The sequence below is a fragment of the Kamptonema sp. PCC 6506 genome, assembly GCF_000180455.1.
In the GTDB taxonomy this organism is placed as follows: Bacteria; Cyanobacteriota; Cyanobacteriia; order Cyanobacteriales; family Microcoleaceae; genus Kamptonema; species Kamptonema formosum.
Genome location: NZ_CACA01000318.1, coordinates 20,973 through 39,485 on the forward strand (window position 1 = coordinate 20,973; position 18,513 = coordinate 39,485).

Annotated in this window: 11 protein-coding genes; 9 read left to right on the top strand and 2 right to left on the bottom strand. The window is 43.4% G+C overall.

Features of this window, described 5'->3' with window-relative positions:
* Positions 1 to 47: 47 nt before the first annotated feature.
* Entirely contained in the window at positions 48 to 2,114 is a 2,067-nt protein-coding gene (locus tag OSCI_RS20755) for an amylo-alpha-1,6-glucosidase (RefSeq protein ID WP_007357095.1), read from the top strand.
* A 197-nt stretch (positions 2,115 to 2,311) separates the two neighbouring features.
* The gene (locus OSCI_RS20760; protein WP_007357096.1) at positions 2,312 to 3,112 is read left to right on the top strand and encodes a hypothetical protein; all 801 of its coding nucleotides are present in this window, start codon (positions 2,312 to 2,314) and stop codon (positions 3,110 to 3,112) included.
* A gap of 10 nt (positions 3,113 to 3,122) precedes the next feature.
* On the opposite strand, the gene OSCI_RS20765 is transcribed toward OSCI_RS20760, so the two are convergent.
* Positions 3,123 to 8,054, bottom strand: coding sequence for an esterase-like activity of phytase family protein (locus OSCI_RS20765; protein ID WP_007357097.1), 4,932 nt, complete (start codon positions 8,052 to 8,054; stop codon positions 3,123 to 3,125).
* Between the two features lie 228 nt (positions 8,055 to 8,282).
* On the opposite strand from OSCI_RS20765, the gene OSCI_RS20770 reads away from it, so the two are divergent.
* From OSCI_RS20770 to OSCI_RS20795, 6 genes are all read left to right on the top strand, one after another.
* Complete coding sequence (locus OSCI_RS20770) at positions 8,283 to 8,741, top strand: helix-turn-helix domain-containing protein (RefSeq protein WP_007357098.1); 459 nt, start codon at positions 8,283 to 8,285, stop codon at positions 8,739 to 8,741.
* Positions 8,742 to 8,923: 182 nt separating this feature from the next.
* The gene (locus OSCI_RS20775; protein ID WP_007357099.1) at positions 8,924 to 9,718 is read left to right on the top strand and encodes a COP23 domain-containing protein; all 795 of its coding nucleotides are present in this window, start codon (positions 8,924 to 8,926) and stop codon (positions 9,716 to 9,718) included.
* Between the two features lie 74 nt (positions 9,719 to 9,792).
* Positions 9,793 to 10,965: a S1 family peptidase gene (locus OSCI_RS20780; RefSeq protein WP_007357100.1), complete on the top strand. Its 1,173-nt coding sequence runs from the start codon at positions 9,793 to 9,795 to the stop codon at positions 10,963 to 10,965.
* A gap of 132 nt (positions 10,966 to 11,097) precedes the next feature.
* Positions 11,098 to 12,774, top strand: coding sequence for a serine protease (locus OSCI_RS20785; RefSeq protein ID WP_007357101.1), 1,677 nt, complete (start codon positions 11,098 to 11,100; stop codon positions 12,772 to 12,774).
* A 318-nt stretch (positions 12,775 to 13,092) separates the two neighbouring features.
* Positions 13,093 to 14,376 carry an RNA-guided endonuclease IscB gene (gene iscB, locus OSCI_RS20790; protein ID WP_007357102.1) on the top strand — a complete coding sequence of 428 codons (1,284 nt, stop codon included), beginning with the start codon at positions 13,093 to 13,095 and terminating at the stop codon, positions 14,374 to 14,376.
* An 87-nt stretch (positions 14,377 to 14,463) separates the two neighbouring features.
* On the top strand, positions 14,464 to 14,988 hold the full coding sequence (locus tag OSCI_RS20795; protein ID WP_007357103.1) for a pentapeptide repeat-containing protein: 525 nt from the start codon (positions 14,464 to 14,466) through the stop codon (positions 14,986 to 14,988).
* 266 nt (positions 14,989 to 15,254) lie between these two features.
* On the opposite strand, the gene OSCI_RS20805 is transcribed toward OSCI_RS20795, so the two are convergent.
* Positions 15,255 to 15,863 carry a PepSY domain-containing protein gene (locus tag OSCI_RS20805; RefSeq protein ID WP_007357104.1) on the bottom strand — a complete coding sequence of 203 codons (609 nt, stop codon included), beginning with the start codon at positions 15,861 to 15,863 and terminating at the stop codon, positions 15,255 to 15,257.
* A gap of 420 nt (positions 15,864 to 16,283) precedes the next feature.
* Between OSCI_RS20805 and OSCI_RS20810 the strand changes: the two genes are divergently transcribed.
* Positions 16,284 to 18,341 carry an FHA domain-containing protein gene (locus tag OSCI_RS20810; protein WP_007357105.1) on the top strand — a complete coding sequence of 686 codons (2,058 nt, stop codon included), beginning with the start codon at positions 16,284 to 16,286 and terminating at the stop codon, positions 18,339 to 18,341.
* Positions 18,342 to 18,513 lie beyond the last annotated feature (172 nt).

An 18,513-nucleotide genomic window follows, 5' to 3' on the forward strand; every position in this document is an offset into this window, starting at 1 on the left:
CACCGATTTGGTGGGCATAATTAAACGTAATCTGAGCCTACTTTTTTATGGTTATTGCCTTTGGACGGGAAATCTGCGGGAATCTCGACTCGGTTGAGTCTCGCGAGTGGTTGGTAACAAACGGTATCGGCGGTTATGCTTCAGGAGCGATCGCGAATCTGCTCACTCGCCGCTATCATGGTATGCTGGTAGCAGCTCTCAAACCGCCGCTAGGCCGCACTTTGATGCTGGCAAAGTTAGACGAAACCGCTTTATACAATAATTATACCTATCCGCTTTATACAAATCGTTGGGCTGACGGCACTGTGGAACCGCACGGCTACAAGTACATCGAACGCTTTCACCTCGAAGGCACTACACCTGTCTGGAGCTTTGCTTGTGCTGACGCACTTCTAGAAAAGCGGATTTGGATGCAGCAAGGTGCTAACACAACCTATATCCGCTACTATCTGCGCCGCGCCACAAAACCCTTAACCCTCGCTATTAAAGCCTTAGTCAATTATCGCGACTATCACCACCTTACCAACGCCGACGACTGGCGGATGAGCATCGATCCGATTGAAAAAGGAGTCTGCGTGACTGCTTTTCCCAGAGCCATACCCCTTTATCTGCTCGTAGATGCCCAGCCAAACGCTAAATTTCACCTCTCTCTACCCGCTTATGATTGGCATTACGGATTTGACTTAGCAGTGGAAAAATATCGCGGCATGGATCATTGTGAGAATCATTTGCACGCAACGACTTTTCACATTACGATTGAACCCGGAGATTTTCTCACTTTAGTAGCTAGCACTGAGAAAAATCCCGATCTAAATGGCGAAGCAGCCTTACACTTGCGCCGCACTTACGAGCAAGAATTACTGCAAACCTGGTCAAAAGTGAGCAATAATCCTGAGTGGGTGAACCATTTAGTGCTAGCTGCCGACCAGTTTATCGTCAACCGCCCTCTAGCTAACGAACCAGATGGGAAAAGCATCATTGCCGGATATCCTTGGTTTAGTGATTGGGGTCGCGATACGATGATTAGCCTCCCCGGCCTCACAATCTGTACTGGGCGTTACGACGTAGCGCGGTCGATCCTTCGCACTTTTGCTCGCTATGTAGATCGAGGAATGTTGCCAAATCGCTTTCCTGATGGGGCGGACGCTCCTGAATATAATACTGTAGACGCGACGCTGTGGTATTTTGAGGCAATCCGTACCTATTGTGAGGCCACTGGGGACGACCAACTTCTAGGGGAACTCTGGCCTGTTTTGGCAGAAATCATTGATTGGCATCGGCAGGGAACTCGCTACAATATACATCTCGACCCCGATGATGGTTTAATTTACGCTGGTGAAACGGGCGTACAGCTCACTTGGATGGATGCCAAGGTTGAGGATTGGGTGGTGACTCCCCGGATTGGGAAGCCGATTGAGATTAGCGCTCTTTGGTACAATGCGCTACAGGCAATGGTAAATTTTGCTCAAAGGCTGGGCAAGTCTCACATAGAGTATGAGAGATTGGCTGAGGCGACGGCAAAGGGTTTTACCCGTTTCTGGAATGATGGGGTGGGTTATTGTTACGATGTTTTGGACGGGCCCGGCGGCCACGATGCCTCACTTAGGTCTAATCAGTTATTCGCGGTGTCGTTGCAGATTTCTCCAGCTTCTTCTGCATCTCCCCAACCTGCTAACCCTTTCTTGGCGCTGGCGGGGAGTAAAAAGCTGGCTGGTTATCCCTCCTTACTTACGCCAATTCAGCAACGCTGTGTAGTGGATGTTTGCGCTCAGCATCTTCTCACTTCTCACGGTGTGCGGAGTCTTGCCCCGGAAGATCCGCAATATCAAGGTATTTATGGAGGCGATCGCTTCCAGCGTGACGGTGCTTATCATCAGGGTACTGTGTGGGGCTGGTCGATCGGCTCCTTTGCTTTAGCTCACTTACAGGTATACAAAGATCCGGCGCGAGTTAGGGAATTTCTGGAACCTATGGCTAATCATCTATTGGCGCACGGGGTGGGGAGTTTAAGTGAGATTTTTGATGGGGATGCCCCCATGCAGCCGAGGGGTTGTATTGCCCAGGCGTGGACGGTGGCTGAGGTGCTTCGGGTTTGGGCGATCGCACAATGTTAAAAGGAATGTTAAAAGGGGGTTAAGAGGGCGGTTAAGAGGGCGGTTAGAAACCGCGTCTACACAAACAAAACCCGCCTGCGCGGGTTAAATTTATACAGTCTCGTGTTGCTCGGTCAAGCCACCTGTTAAAATTAGTAAATCTTTTCCTCCCTAAAATCGGCGATCGCCAACATCTTCATCAACCCATCAAAAATATTATGAAATCGAGTAGTGCAGCACAAATTTTCTGGTCGATATTGAGCAGTTTTATTTTTGTGTGTCTCATTCCAATTTTAGCTATTTTCTATTGGTTTGGTCTGAAAGTAGGTCTCGTTATCACTTTTTTATTCTCGCTTTGTTTTTTATGGCTATTGTCCTATATTAAATCTAAGTTGCTGATGGGAATGCCCGATGAATTTAAGTATCAATCAGCGATAGTGACAGATAACCCCTTGCTAAATATTACTTGGTTGCAACAGCAAACTAGCGCCTTAGAATCTCTGGGATTTGTGCAGTTAATAGATTATAAAACAGGGGAAAATCCTGGTTTAGGGAGGTGTTTTGCTCATCCTCAACACTATTGCTATGCGGAAGTTACTCAGAGTTTTCAAAAAACAGGAGAATTATTGATAAGGCAAATTGCGATCTCCAGTAACTTAGATGAAGGTTGGCAGTTAGGTACTGTTAACCGCCAAGCTAATGTTATAGATAGCATTCCTTATGGTTTTTGGCGCAATCCAAAATCTGTACGGATTTGCTATCCCGATCTCAGCTTAGAGGAAGTATTTGAGAAGCATTTGGAATTTCGCCAGCGGATGGTGGCGGATTTAGGTATTACAGTATTGACAGATGTTTCGTGGGAGAATTACGTTAAGATAGAGCAGGAAGCAACCACTTATCGCAAGCGATCGCTAAAGAGAAAAAATTTATTATTGGCAATGATAGAAGTCACGCTGTTTGAACTAAATCCTAAGTCAGAATGGTTGGGTGATTATGCTAAATTTGCCCGACAAAGATGAAGTTTAGCAATTACCCAATTAGCCTAAAATTATCTTGAGTAATCAGATTAGCTTGCACCCCGCTGAGGGTAGCTAAGACTTGACCAGTTGTAGCGATCGCAATTAAACTTCCACCAACATCTTGACTAACACTTAATTGCTCAAAAGTCAAGCCACCCCTTAAAATCAAGAAATCCTCACCAACCGTAAAATCTGCGATCGCATCACTTCCCCCTAAACCCAAAACAAAGCGATCGCTACCACTCCCACCCACGAGTATATTATCCCCCAAATCCCCGCACAGCCAATCCTCACCACTTCCCCCCCTCAAAGAATCGTTATCTTTGCCACCGTAGAGAGTATCATTGCCTTCATCACCGTCTAGGCGATCGTCACCCTCACCGCCAAAAATCAAATCATTACCGCTACCACCGCAGATACAATCTTCTTCACCGTTAGCAGCGAGTGCGATCGCGCTACCAATATCACCAAAAATCGTATCGTTCCCATCGCCACCACAGATAGTATCATCACCGCGATCGCCCCACAACAAATCATCGCGATCGCCACCCAAAATCACATCATCATCCTTGCCGCCTTGTATAGTATCATTATCCTCGCCTCCCAAAAGCGTATCTTCCCCTTCTTGTCCACTCAAAAAGTCGTTTCCAGTACCACCAAATAGGAGATCGCGGCCATTCAAATCAGGATCGAAGGGGTTGAAAGTGCCTCCAAATAAGCTATCTGCACCCTCATCGCCAATTATAGTATCATTACCGCGATCGCCCCAGATTAAATCATCATCCTTACCCGCGATCGCCACATCATTATCCTTGCCCGCAAAGATAGTATCATTGCCAGCATTGCCATTAATATAATCATTACCCTCATTGCCTAGAAGTAAGTCGCGATCGCTTTCCGAACCAATAGGAAATTCGCTAGCAAATCCCCCATAAATATTATCATTTCCAAGCTGGCCAAACAAAATATCATTATTGCCAAAACCATTAATAGCATCATTAGCATTACTACCGATGAGAATGTCATCGTTATCCGTCCCGTTGAGAGTGCTATCTGTCGAATTAAGGTCAGGAATAGAACTCAGGCTTGGTAAGCTAATCTGTTTGCAAATACAATCGGTTTCATCAAAATGGGAAGGAATTAATGTCAGAGTTGGCGTTAGCGTAACTGATGGAATTGGAGTTGCTGATGGCGTTGGAGTTGCTGATGGAATTGGCGTATTTGATGGAATCGGAGTTGCTGATGGAATTGGTGTTGGTGTTGGGGTAACTGATGGTGTCTGTGTAAATGATGGCGTTGGAGTTACTGATGGCGTTGGAGTTAGTGATGGAATTGGTGTTGGTGTTGGGGTAACTGATGGTGTCTGTGTAAATGATGGCGTTGGAGTTACTGATGGCGTTGGAGTTACTGATAGAATTGGTGTTGGAATTGGGGTAAATGATGGTGTCTGTGTAACTGATGGCGTTGGAGTTGTTGATGGAATCGGAGTTACTGATGGCGTTGGAGTTGCTGATGGCGTTGGAGTTAGTGATGGAATTGGTATTGGTGTTGGGGTAACTGATGGTGTCTGTGTAACTGATGGCGCTGGAGTTACTGATGGAATTGGTGTTGGAATTGGCGTATTTGATGGAATTGGTGTTGGTGTTGGGGTAACTGATGGTGTTGGTATTGGCGTGGGAACAGGTGTCGGCGTTGGAGTAGTGTCTACAATAGTCAAAACAGCCTGAGAATTAGCTCCCAAAGTTGCCCCATTTGTGGGAGAATTTAAACTTAAATTAACTGTCTCATTCCCTTCTACTAAAGTATCATTAGTAATAGGAATAGTGAAAATTTTATTAATTTCGCCAATCCCAAAACTTAAAGAACCATTAATAGTAGTATAGTCACTCCCTGCATTGGCACTACCATCAGAAGTGGTATAACTAACATTAGCAGCAACATTAGCACTACCTGTACGATTTACCGTAATTGTCGCAGTTAAACCGTTTTCATTAACACTGTAAGTGGGATTGCTGAAAGTAAATATACCAGGGTCAGCAACGTCATCATCATTAATGGTTAAAGTTGCCGTATTTTGCGTTCCCAAAGTTGCCCCATTGGTGGGAGAAGTGAGGCTTAAATTTACAGTTTCATCTCCTTCTACTAAAGTATCATTAGTAATAGGAATAGTGAAATTTTTATTGATTTCGCCACTGCCAAAACTTAAAGTACCATTAACAGCAGTATAATCAATCGCTGCATTGGCACTACCATCAGAAGTCGTATAACTAACATTAACCGCTACATTACCGCTACCAGTACGTTCAACAGTAATAGTAGCAGTTGCACCATTTTCATTAACACTGTAAGTAGGACTGCTGAAACTGAATATACCAGGATCGTTGACAGTAATTGTCGCAGTCTCAATGGCGTTGCTAAAGGCAAATACTCCACCAACACTGCTAGCCACTGAAATGTCTACCGTCCCTCCATTAGTACCAGTAGTTCCGTCCCAAGCTCGATAATTAATATTAGCTATTCCGCTATAGTTAAGGCTAGGAAGAAAGCGAATTAAGGCATTTCCAGCTAATAACACAGAAGCCGTTGTCGTCGGCGCTAGTGAAGTCCAATTAGAGCCATTATCAGTTGAATATTCCCAACTACCATTACTATTATCCACCGATGTCACGACCATCCCTTGAGTATCTACTGTATCGGGATCGGTGACAGCACCTCCGCCAATCAAACTAGAAACCACTGTACCAAGGTTGCTGGCAGGTGCTATGTTTTTGTTAATTGATGTTAGCGTAGGCGAAAGGCTATTATCTAATACAGGCGCATTGTTGCCAGTGAAAGCTGCGAATGCAGTGGGAATTCCGAAACCAGCGCCAAAATTGTTGTCGGATACAAGTATTAGCGATCGCTTCCCATTTGCCTGCGGCGGGCCAAAAGTCATCCCTTCAAAATTAGTACCTAGTGGAAAAGAAGATAAATCAAGAACCAAAGTTTTTTTAACTGCTGTAACCCCACTACCAGGAAGAGGATCGAAGCCAGAAGAAATATCGGTTGCGCCTTCAAAAGACAACTGATATAGCTTCCCTACTCCCGTTGTTACATTACGATCTATAGCGAGAAAGGTATTATTATCCAGTGCCAATAATTCAGAAATACCGTTTCCAGAATCAGTTTCATAGAGGAATTCTCGATCGGGTGTACCTGTAGATAAATTGTATCGCAAAATCCGCGAATTACTAGCAGTACCGTCTTGTTTTAAAGCTTGTTCAGTTGCCGTAAATAGAAACTGTTGATCGGGGGTAATAGTCAGACTTTCAAAAGCTCTATTGCTAGTAATACCAGTAGCACCTGCTGATGCTATAAATTTACTAGGAATAGTTAGTGCCTGGTTTTGCTGTCCTGTTGAGATGTTAAAAGTATTGATAAAAGGCTGAGAAGTTGGGTTAGCGCCGCTGAAAATTCCTTCGGAAGAAATGTATACATCCGTCGCATTAGAAGCTAAAGCAATACCCTCTGTATCAGAAGTATCGCTGCCAAAAGGAGGCGGATTGCCTATAGTTCTTACACCTGTAAAAGCAACCCCTCCCGGTAACAATGCCCCCGAACTTACATCAATTGTGAGGGTATAAAATCGAGGATCGTCGGGACTACCTACAATATTACGACCGTCAGAAATACTATAGTAAGTATTATTGGTAGAATTGTAAGTAATGCCCGACAAGCCGCCTAATGTTGTACCTGCATAATTTGTATTTGAAGCAAATGTTTCTGAGCCAATAAAATTCAAGGGTGCCATAGGATTTCTTAAATTATCAATCCAAACAGTGTTAATTCCGCCGTTGGGCAAACCCAGAGATCCCGAACTATTAATAGTATAATTAGCGGTTACATTGACAGCAGTAATACTGTTTGTAAATTCGACATTGGCACCATTATTTGGTGCGGTAATTTGTACCTTAGCTGCACTTCCGAATGCTCCGGGAGTATTATCCCACGTAATCGAGTCAACGGACGTAGTGCTAGTGCTGCTAGTATCTACCCAAACAACATCAGTTGCAGCAAAATCCCCATGAGCTATGCCGGCGGGCACCACTTTATTGAGGAATCCGCCGCCAATTTGCAATTGAATATTCCAATCAGCATTAGTTCCACCTGGGACAGGGTTGTAGCTAGTATCCTCTGTCCCAATTGCAGTTGTACCACCGATGGCGACTATTGTTCCTGCCTTAAAAATAGGAGCAATGGTCGCCATATTAATAAATTGGTAAGCTGAATACTTAGCATCTGTGGTAGCAGTTGAATCGCCCACAAAAAAACTATTCATCTCAGCCGATGTTAAGTCTTTAGTCAGGACAAGCTCAACATATTCAGTGTTGGCAAACTGTCCATCTCGGCGAAATTCATTGATGATTATATCTGGCATCAAAACATAGTTGTAAGTCTGCATCACCTCCCGACTGAATACCAAAGGAGTTTCAATCTCACCTGTAGCAAACTCTAAATCCCAGTCCCCACCTAATGCTTTATTTCCAGTCAAGTTAATTGAAGCTGCAACATCCACCCCTACCAACTGACTAACTTGTTGTACAAAAGCCTTTCCCTTCTTCCCTGCGGCCACTTCGCACCCGTACAAAAGGATCTCAGCCCGATCTGCTAAAGCTGCTGACCACTGTTGCAAATCCTGAGTATAGGCTTCTAAGTTATCAAGATTCAGCCAAATTGAACCTAGCTGCAAACTTCCAGAACAACCGTGAGAAACTATATGAATACTTTTTATACTTTTGCGACTTGCTAAAATGTCACTAATTTGCTCTACGCCGCCCCGCGATGAATCTACTACTATTACTTCTGTGCCGATTTCAACGCCGTTGACGAGAGTTTGAAAGTCAGGAATCGCTGCATCAATAAACGCGATCGCTTTGAAAGCTGGAGTGGTAGATATTAGCATGGCACACCTGATAGAAGCCGATCATCTTTAAACGATTATGCACTCAATAATTCTAGCCTTAATTTCTTAATGCTTACCCATAATTGTTTGTAACGCCCCCTCTAGGCAGTATTGTTACCTCCCAGAGGGGGCATTACGTGAGAAGTTCATAATTCCTGAGAATTTTATCCGGATTTTTCAGCAAACGCAGGATATATAAAATGACCTTCCTGATGCCCGATCGGAGGTATGCCGCCAAAAGCTCACATAGAACCTCACCTCACAATTTGCGAACTCAAAAATCGCTATCGACAGACCCAAGATGCCACTGAATCCCGTCGGTGGCATCTGCTGCTGTTGGTTGCTAGGGATTGGACTATTAAGCACTCCGCCGCAGTCGTAGGTATCAACTACGATTACGCCAAAGAAATAGTCCAACGCTACAACCGCGAAGGGCCAAGTTCTGTCAGAAACCGCAGCGGAGAACGCCAGCCGCCGCCTGCAAAATCCCTGTTGACACCCGCCCAAAAAGAGGAACTGCGGCAAGCACTGCAAGGCCCTGCACCCGATGGTAAGGCATGGTCAGGCCCCAAAGTCGCTCGCTGGATTGCAGAAAAGACTGGCAGCGATCATGTCTGGCCCCAGCGTGGCTGGGACTATCTCAAGCGGTTAGGCGGAACCGCACAGGCAAAAGAAATAGATACATAACTAACCCACTCTTTTCTGTTCTCAATTTATTTCCGGATCTGTTTATAAAACATGGAGAGATGGTACGAGGGTTGCTGATGAAGGAAATAATAGCTCGATCGAGCTTAATTCTTTCTAGAAGCTATCATTTTGACCTTCACAACTATCTATTCACCCTAAAATACTGAACTTGACACCAAAAAATGAAACTGCAAGTCTTGATAAAAGTGCTGATGGTAACTGCGCTCGCCTTCAGCCTTACCACAGCCGCAAGCCAGCCCAGTTCTGCAAGTAGAACTCAGGATCTGAATAGCTGTAACACTAATAACGGTAGGAATAATTGCAACAACAATCATCGAGATGTCTGCAATGAACATCGTCCAGATGATTGTAATAACAATCATCGAGAGGCTTGCAATGACAACCGCCCTAATAATTGCTCGGAACCCAAAGTAGAATCTTGCAACAATCAGCATCCTAATACTTGTCAGCAAGAGCCAAAGGCGGAGGAAGTAAAACCTCCTCAAGCTACTCACCGTTTTTTCTGTGGGGATAACAACGGTGTTCCTACAACCTTTGTGGAAACACAAAAAGGTACTACTCCTGTAATTCGTTGGGTTTCCAATTACTTTTCCGATCATGGCTATGAACCTCTAACCCGGTGTCGCCAAGTATCTGCTAAATTTCAGCAGTTCTTTAATAATGGTTCGTTGAATTACATTACAACTGGTACTGTTAACCGTCAACCTGTAATCTGTGTTTCTAATACTAAAGGTGGCGCTTGTACGGGGGTATTATTCACACTCAAACAGGGTGAAGATGCTAACCGGGTAATGCAAAACCTTTTTGATATTCGTTCGGGTGCTGCTGGCCCGCTAGAAGAAAGTGGCTCTCGCCTCTATTTCGATATGAATAATTACCTGAAAAGTATCGGAGGCGTTGCCCACTTTCCCAATTCTGGAGTTTCTAATTCTCAGCGGAGGAGTGGGGCTTGGTAGTATTCAGTTAAGACTTCAGCAGTCAGAATTCAGAATTTAGAAATGGTTCTAGATTCTGAATTCTGTCTTTGTAAATGGCTGATGCTTTGATTCTTATTTGGCGCTATACAGTGGAGGTATCAATTTTGAGTGGGGATGATTTGAGAGAATATTTAAAGCAGAGAAGTAGGGGATTTAGTCAAGCCAAACTGACGAATTTTAATTCTGCTATTTTGTTTTCATTGCCAGTTTTAATTGCTATTTTCTTTTTTCAATCTCAGGCTGTATCTAAAACTGATTCCGAGCTTAAATTTGCTAGTTCTAGCATAGATAGTTTAGCAGGCTGTAAAAAAGTACAGCAGTTTTCAAGTGAATTAAATCTACCCCTACTTAGGCTTCCTCTCGAGCGCAAGAAAGCATCCGATCGGGTTGGTAGTGTTTTGCCTCCAACTGATTTAAAATCTGCTTTAACTTGTGGTTTTGATCGAGGATTTCATCTAGATCGAGTTGCCAAATCGATCACTGTCAAGGTGAGGTCAGGAAATAGTTGGGGTTCAGGAATTTTGCTACAAAGGCAAGGTCAAGTTTATACAGTAGTTACCAACCGTCATGTCTTGAATTTAGGCGACTCTCCCTATATTATCGAAACTCCTGATGGTTATACTTATGAGGCTAATTTGCCTTTGATAAATATGCCTTTCGGCGGTAATGATTTGGCTGTTTTGCAGTTCCGCAGTCTTGATAAATTTTATGCGATTGCCTCCCTGAAAAGTTCAAGAACACTATCAGAAGGAGAACGAGTTTTTGCAGCAGGCTTTCCCTTTGATGGGCGGGGATTTATACTAACAAAAGGGTGGGTTTCGCTATTACCCGATCGAGCTTTAGAACAAGGCTATAAAATTGGTTACACTAATGATATTCAAAAAGGCATGAGTGGCGGGCCTCTGCTTAACATTCAGGGTGAAGTTGTAGGGATTAATGGAATGCACGCTTATCCTCTCTGGGGCGATCCTTATGTGTATAAAGATGGTTCTTTACCTAGTGCAGATGTCCGCGATCGGATGATTGCTTTAGCTTTCGCAATTCCGATTGATACTTTTGCCCAATTAGCTCCGCAGTTCGCCTCTCTTCCTGATAGTTTACCTACTCGTCATTGGAGTGGCAATCATGGGGGTTTATCTTCGTTTATGGATTTGTTGAGTTTAAAGGTATCTAAGCCAATTGTACATCATAAACCTGTAAGCCTGGATTCAGTTTTTATGGAATAATAACGCTTAAAAAATAAGTAGGAATAGGAGTTGAGAAACCTAAATATCAGCCTCTTTCCTATAAAGTTAGGCGAATAAGCTTCTTTTAGGAGAGAGATTTAGAGAGAGTAAAACTATATTTAAGGTAAAAAAATGAATCTTTATCATGGGATTTCCGCAGCATTAACAGGTGCCGCTATTGTGCTAGTTCAACCTCAGCCAGTAGCCGCCTTAACTGCTAATCAAGTTAACAGAATTGCCTCAGAGTTTACAGTATTAATTGATGGAATAAATCCTGGTTCTGGAGTAATTGTTGCTAGAAATGGCAATGCTTATTATGTCCTGACGGCTAAGCACGTTGTAGCCACAGAAGATGAATATGCGATCGCGACTCCTGACGGTAAACGATATCCTTTAAACTACCGTGCTGTCAGAAAATTACCAGGTTTAGATTTAGCTTTGTTGGAGTTTACAAGCAACCAAAACTATAAAGTTGCAACTCTGGCTAATTACGATTATGATGCGAGATTTAAGTATGTTTTCGTTTCTGGATGGCAAGAGTCGAAACTACCGATCGCCAATAGAAGGCGTTTGTTTAATGCTGGATTATTGATTAGCAACGATTACAAGTTGGCTTTTATTAAAGACGCTGTTTCTGAGGGTTACGAGCTTTTCTATACTAATATAACTGAGGTAGGAATGAGCGGTTCTCCTGTGTTAGATACTCAGGGGCGAGTGATTGGTATTCATGGACAGTCTGAAGGTGAGAAAATATATGATGCTAAGTCGAGAGAGATTTATCGCGTTAAGCTTGGGTTCAGTTCTGGCGTACCTGTAGCAAAATTTTTGAGAGCTATTCAGCAGTCAGGAATTAAGTTAAGTTTGAAAGTAGAAAGTTCCCCACCTTTGGAGTTAACTCAACAAGAATCTCGCTCGATTGAAGCTTTTTTACAAGCTCCTACTGCTGCGGGTAGTTCTAATGCTGTTGATTGGGCAAATCGCGGTAATGAATTATATCGTTTAGAGCGATTGGAAGAGGCACTTTTAGCTTTCGATAAGGCAATTAAAATTAATTCTGATTTTTATCCAGCTTGGTACGGGCGCGGCAATGTGTTAGCTTCAATGGAACGGTATCAAGAAGCGATCGCGTCTTATGACCGCGCGACTAAAATTAAGCCTGATTTCCATTTGGCTTGGCGCGATCGCGGTGCTTTGCTAGCTTTTTTGAAGCAAGATCGAGAAGCTTTGGCATCTTTCGATCGCGCGCTTCAATTTAAACCTGATGACTATGTTGCTTGGTATATTCGCGGTGATTTGCTAGCGGGAAATTTGCAGCGTTACGAGGATGCGATCGCGTCTTATGACCAAGCCATCAGAATTAAACCAGATTTCGCACCCGCCTGGACTGGGCGAGGCGAGGCGCTTTACGATTTGAGACGGTATCAAGATGCGATCGCATCTTTAGATAAGGCAATTCAAATCGATCCCAAGCAAGGGGAAGCCTGGACTCTCAAAGGAACGCTATTGTTGGAGTTGGAACGGTATTCTGAAGCAGTGCTAGCTTACGATCTTAGCATTGCGATCGCACCTGACAACTATCAATTATGGATGCTGAGAGCGGCCGCGCTTGTGGGTCTCAAACGCGAGTCTGAAGCGCGAAAATCTGCACAACAAGCTCTGAAGCTTAAGCCTAACGATCCTGACATTTTAAACTTTATTGATGCCATAGGCCCAAGGGGTTTAATTTCAGACTCAGCTAATCCTGGTTTGAATCGGCCGCGCTATGAAAGACCAAATCCTTCTAAACCAACACCTGGTTTGCTCTGGTAAATGGGAGGTGTTTGATTTTCGATGCCAGAATTTTGCATAATGGAAGTGGATATTTTTCACTCTGCTAGTACCAATTTTTGTAAGCAACCCCGGTCTGAAGACACGGGGCTTCAGCAAATAAACTGAAGCCGTGCTTACCCGCCTAAGTCTTAATTGACTACGTTATTGGGGTCATAACACCGAAGAATGCGACGCTAGTTTTCCGCTCTGTTGTTTGCAGTTAAATAGTCTTAAGGTCACTGAGACAGTGCTGCCAGCGTAAAAAGCCCTGATAACATTGGCAAAGCGAACTTTACGAGAAATCGAAGGGACACAACAATGTCTATCCAACCAAATTACGTTTTTGTTTTAGATGCCAACCGCAAACCACTAACACCATGCAAACCATCTTTGGCACGCAAGCTGTTAAAAGCTGGCAAATGTAAAGTTTTTCGACTTTATCCTTTCACGATGATTTTGAAAAAAGAGGTGATTCAAGACCCGCAGCCTGTCACTTTAAAGATTGACCCTGGTTCAAAAGTTACTGGGTTTGCTCTAATTTTAGATTCTAATCTGATCTGGGTAGCCGAATTAACTCATCGCGGCCAAGTAATTAAGGCTTTGCTAGAGTCTCGTCGCTCTCTACGGCGCGGCCGCAGAAGTCGGCACACAAGGTATCGTCAGGCGAGGTTTTTAAACCGAACCAGACCTAAAGGTTGGTTAGCTCCTAGCCTTCAACACCGCGTAGAAACGACTTTAACTTGGGTAAACAAGTTGTCAAGACTTGCACCAATTAAAACAATTTTTCAAGAATTAGTCAGATTCGATTTACAAAAAATGGAAACCCCAGAGATATCAGGAATTAAGTATCAACAAGGGGAGTTACAAGGTTACGAAGTCCGTGAGTATCTTCTTGAAAAATGGGAGAGGAGATGTGCTTACTGTGGCGAGGAAAATATACCGCTACAAGTTGAACACATTCAACCTAAATCATCAGGTGGAACCAATAGGATATCTAATCTGTGCTTGGCCTGTGAATCTTGTAATACCAAGAAAGGGACTAAAGACATCAAGGTATTTTTGGCGAAAAAGCCCGATGTTTTGAAGAAAATCTTGTCACAAGCTAAGCGCCCGTTGAAGGATGCCGCTGCTGTCAACTCAACCCGATGGGCTTTATTTAATCGCCTAAAAGAAACAGGTAAGATCATTGTCACGGGTTCTGGCGGAATGACCAAATTCAACCGCCTACGGTTGGAATTACCAAAAACCCACTTCTTTGACGCCGCTTGTGTAGGCGATACACCTAATATTTCCGTATTAGCAAATCAGCCTCTAAATATCAAAGCCACTGGGCATGGCTCAAGGCAGATGTGTCGCACAGACAAGTTCGGATTTCCGTCTCGGTATGTCCCTAGATTAAAATTTGTTAAAGGTTTTCAAACAGGTGACATTGTAAAAGCTGTTGTTACTTCTGGTAAAAAGATTGGCACTTATACGGGTAGGGTCGCTGTTCGCTCATCTGGTAGTTTTAATGTGTCAGCAGTTCAGGGATTAATTCAAGGAATCAACCACAAATATTGTTTTTCTATTCATCAAAAGGATGGATATAACTATGGATTTTGAGACTATTGACGGGACACTAAAGTATCCCGCGTCCTTTTTCCTCCCAGGGCTAAAGCCACTGGGTTTCCAAGCTCCCGTGAGGTTTTTATGATAGCAAATTTCATTAAACCCATTTTACATCGTCTGCTCAGCCCGATCGTAATTTTAATCCTGGCTTGTATGTGGGTACTACTGAGCGCTACTCCTGCTTTTGCATTGCCGAAAACAAATATTAATTACACTAACATTAACTTGTCAAATCGCGATTTTTCTAAAGCTGATTTAGCCGGAGGAACTTTTGTTGCTGCTGAGATGCGAAATACAAATTTTGAAGGTGCTGATTTGACTAACGCAATTTTAACTAAGGGAGTTTTGCTCAATGCCAATTTGTCAAATGCAAATCTCTCCGGTGCTTTAGCAGATAGGGTGACATTTGATGGTGCAAATTTAACTAATGCTAATTTTACAGAGGCTATTTTGACTCGGACTAGGTTTTACGATACAGCAATTTCTGGTGCTGATTTTACTGATGCAATTATTGACTCATATCAAGTTAATTTACTGTGCGAGAAAGCAGAGGGCGTAAATTCAGTTACGGGGGTTTCTACGCGCGAAAGTTTAGGATGTCGGTAAAGGTTATAGGACTTAACGCTCATGGCTCTAAAAACCCGGTTTTTGAGAAAAGCTGTAGGTTCGGGCGAAGTATAGCAACCGCCACAATGGTTAGGAATTTTTGATTGCCCAAACCATTTCTACTCCTCCTGCCTCCTCCTATATTTTCCTCAAAAAACGCTGTTTCTTTGGTTGGGTGCGTAAGTCCTGCGCTATAGGATGTCACCATTTAAACAGTATTATTTGTGGCTGCGATCGCCACCCATATCCCCTCTTTTTTTATCTCTCTATTCATCGCTCTCTTTATCTATTTGTGGTTGCCGTTTCTTACGGAAAATTCCAGTCATATTAATGCCACTGACCAGCATCAATATAGCTCCCAAACCAACCAAAAGTACATAAATGGGCATTAGAAATTCTCCCAGGTATTCTCCTTGGTGAATCTTCATGAAAATCTCTCCTACCTCATCGGACATTTGAAACCAACTGCTGCCAATTCGGTAGATTAAACCTGTCACTGCACTGACTGCTAAAGGTAAGAAAATAATTGGTGCAGCTATACGGTGAACTTTACGAAAATCAAGTTTAGCATCTGGTCGTTCACGACGATTTGCACCAAAAAGTTTGGTCATTGTTAGACCAGTAACAATTAGTCCAATCGTTCCCAAAGCTAGTAAAAGTACATAAACTGCTCTGAGTTTATATCCGAGATAGCTTCCTTGGTGAATATCCATAAAAAGATGAATATCCATGAAATTTTGGGTTCCATCCTCTTCCATACCTAACCAACTTTCTGCTAGCCGATAGGCAACTCCCGTTAAGGCTGTTAATAGTAAAGGGATGAATATAATCGGTGAAATTTGGCGATGCAGTTTACGAAAGTTAACGTTGACCATCTATGAATATCCTTTTTGTCAGTTTTTTGTTGTTTATAAATCAGACTAGCACTATTGTGTCAGCGTCAGGATATTTTATCAAGACTTACGCACGATCGCAGTAGGGCGTTACGGATAGTTTTGCGTAAGTCCTATTTATGCTGAAATCCTTTACTTAAATTTACTTGGACTGACAGAGGAGCGTCAGTTCTATCTATTTACATTTTATTACTTATATTCCTGCACACAAGATAGTTACGTCAAGTCTCCTTAGTTACCTAAAGTAAAAAAATTGCATTTCCTACAAAATCAATTAATATTTTAACACAATCAAGACTTACGCACCCCACCAAAGAAACCAGTTTTTTTACAAAAATACTCTCTCTCTCTTCCTTCTTCCTTCTATCCTTCTTCTGCCTCCTGCCTCCTGCCTTCTAAATTATGAATCCTCAACCCTTGCGCCTTCAACTCAGTTGGGAAGACACAAGCTTAGGCGATCGCCGCGAGCCCTTGCTGGAACTACCAATTGCTATAGGGCGAATCTTTGAGAGTATGCCGGCGACAATTAATGGCGATCGCGTTTCTAGAATTGCCCTCAACAACAGTCAAGTCTCTCGCTTCCACGCCGCGATCGCTTTAGAAAAAGGCAGTATTGTTGTGACGGATACAGGCAGCCGCAACGGTACTTTTGTCAATGGTATCCGCCAACATCGCAGCGTTTTAGCTAATGGCGATACTCTCCAAATTGGCCCCTATTCAATTGTTATTTACTTCGCCCCTAGTCATAGTTTACCTACTAGAAATTCCCAGATTTTTTTCAACCCCACTACAAATTTACCCGATCCTAATTGGTTTCCCCAACTACCTCTGTCTCCACCTTCACCCAGCGGCTCTAGAGGAAGTGGCTTTCCCCCGCCTATATTTTTGCAATCTGCTGTTTTGACAGCACAATCAATCTATGCTACTGGCTTACCAGTTAGTGAAATTGATTATGCTGCAATTGGGGGAGGATTGGGTAGTTTCTTTTGGGTAAATTTACTAAGAATTTGTGGAGTAAAAACTTCTCAAATTTGGGCTTTAGGGATGGAAGATAAACCCTACGCTCGCTATCAACGCCTCTGTCTCAATTCTCAAATTCCAGCCCACGAAAGATTACGTTCCAATTCTGATTCCTGTCCCGATAATATTTGGGGTTGGCCTCCCTACGCAGTGCGAGAAGCTTGGCGGGAAATGCTGGATGGACATTTGGGCAAGTCGTTGAAGTTGATGTGGCAAGTTTTTTCAGAACCAACTTTTGCGGAAACTTACACGCCAAAATCTGGTAATGTGTTCGATTCAATTGATAGAGAAGCTGATAGAATTGGGTGGAAAGAAATCTATCGCTATGGACGAGTTCTGAGTATTCGTAAAACTGATGATGGTAGATATGCGATCGCTTATTCTTCTTCTAGTGCTAGCCAACGCTCTCATGCTTTTGTTATAGCTAAATATGTGCATTTAGCTACGGGCTATCCAGCGATTCAGTTCCTCCCGGATTTGCAAGCTTATCGCGAACAAACCCGCGATTTCAAGTCAGTTGTTAATGCCTATGAAAGTCACGATTTTGTCTATGAATATTTAGAACGCAATGGTGGCACAGTATTGATTAGAGGTCGGGGAATTGTAGCTTCGCGGGTGGTACAGCGGCTTTATGAAGCTAGGGCGAGAAATCAGAATATTCAAGTATTGCATTTGATGCGATCGCCTAGACCGCAAGGTAATAAATTCGGTCGCGCCAGACGAAAAGTAGAAAATCACTGTGAATTTCAGCCTTTCAACTGGCCAAAAGCTTGCTGGGGCGGGGACTTGCGGGTAATTCTGGAGAATGCTGCTATTGAGAATCGCTCAGAACTTCTGACGGATTGGGGTGGTACTACTACTGCTAATCGCAGCGATTGGCGGCGTATAGTCCGAGAAGGCCTCAGTCAAGGATGGTATCAAATTACTTTTGGGGAAGTGGAACGAGTCGAACGGGATGCTCAAAACCGCACGGTGACTTATATTCAGGAGAAGGGGTTAAAGGGACAGCTACAGTTAGCGGCGGATTTTATTATTGATGCGACTGGTTTGGATGCTAAAGTCAAGACGAGCCCGCTGCTAGAAGATTTAGTCAATCAATATAACCTCCCTCTCAATCATTTGGGGCGTTTGAGTATTAGTAATGATTTTGAATTACGGGAAATGCGATCGCCTCTGACTCCCGTTAATCAGGGGAAAACATCAAATGCCCTTCTTGCTAAGGGAAGCTGGGGCGATCGAGGGGGCCGAATGTATGCCGCAGGCGCAATTACTTTAGGTGGCCCCTACGCACCTGTAGATAGTTTCCTGGGTTTACAATATGCTGCCCTGCGCTCTATTGAGAGTTTAGCGGCGGCGCGAGCTCCAGGGATGCAGAGTTTGGGCGCTGTGAGATCCCTAACTCAGTGGTGGAAGTGGGCCCTCAACCAATCTCCAGGTTGAAAATAAAAAACGCCCAAATTGCGGGCGCTCGTCAGGGTGCATCTACTATGCTTACTAGCATACACCCTTAAGGGGTAATACCCCTCAATTAATTAATAAAAAGTTATAATTTGGTCTCAATTGTGTTAATTGGTAATGGGTAATGGCTAATGGGTAATGGGTAATGGCTAAT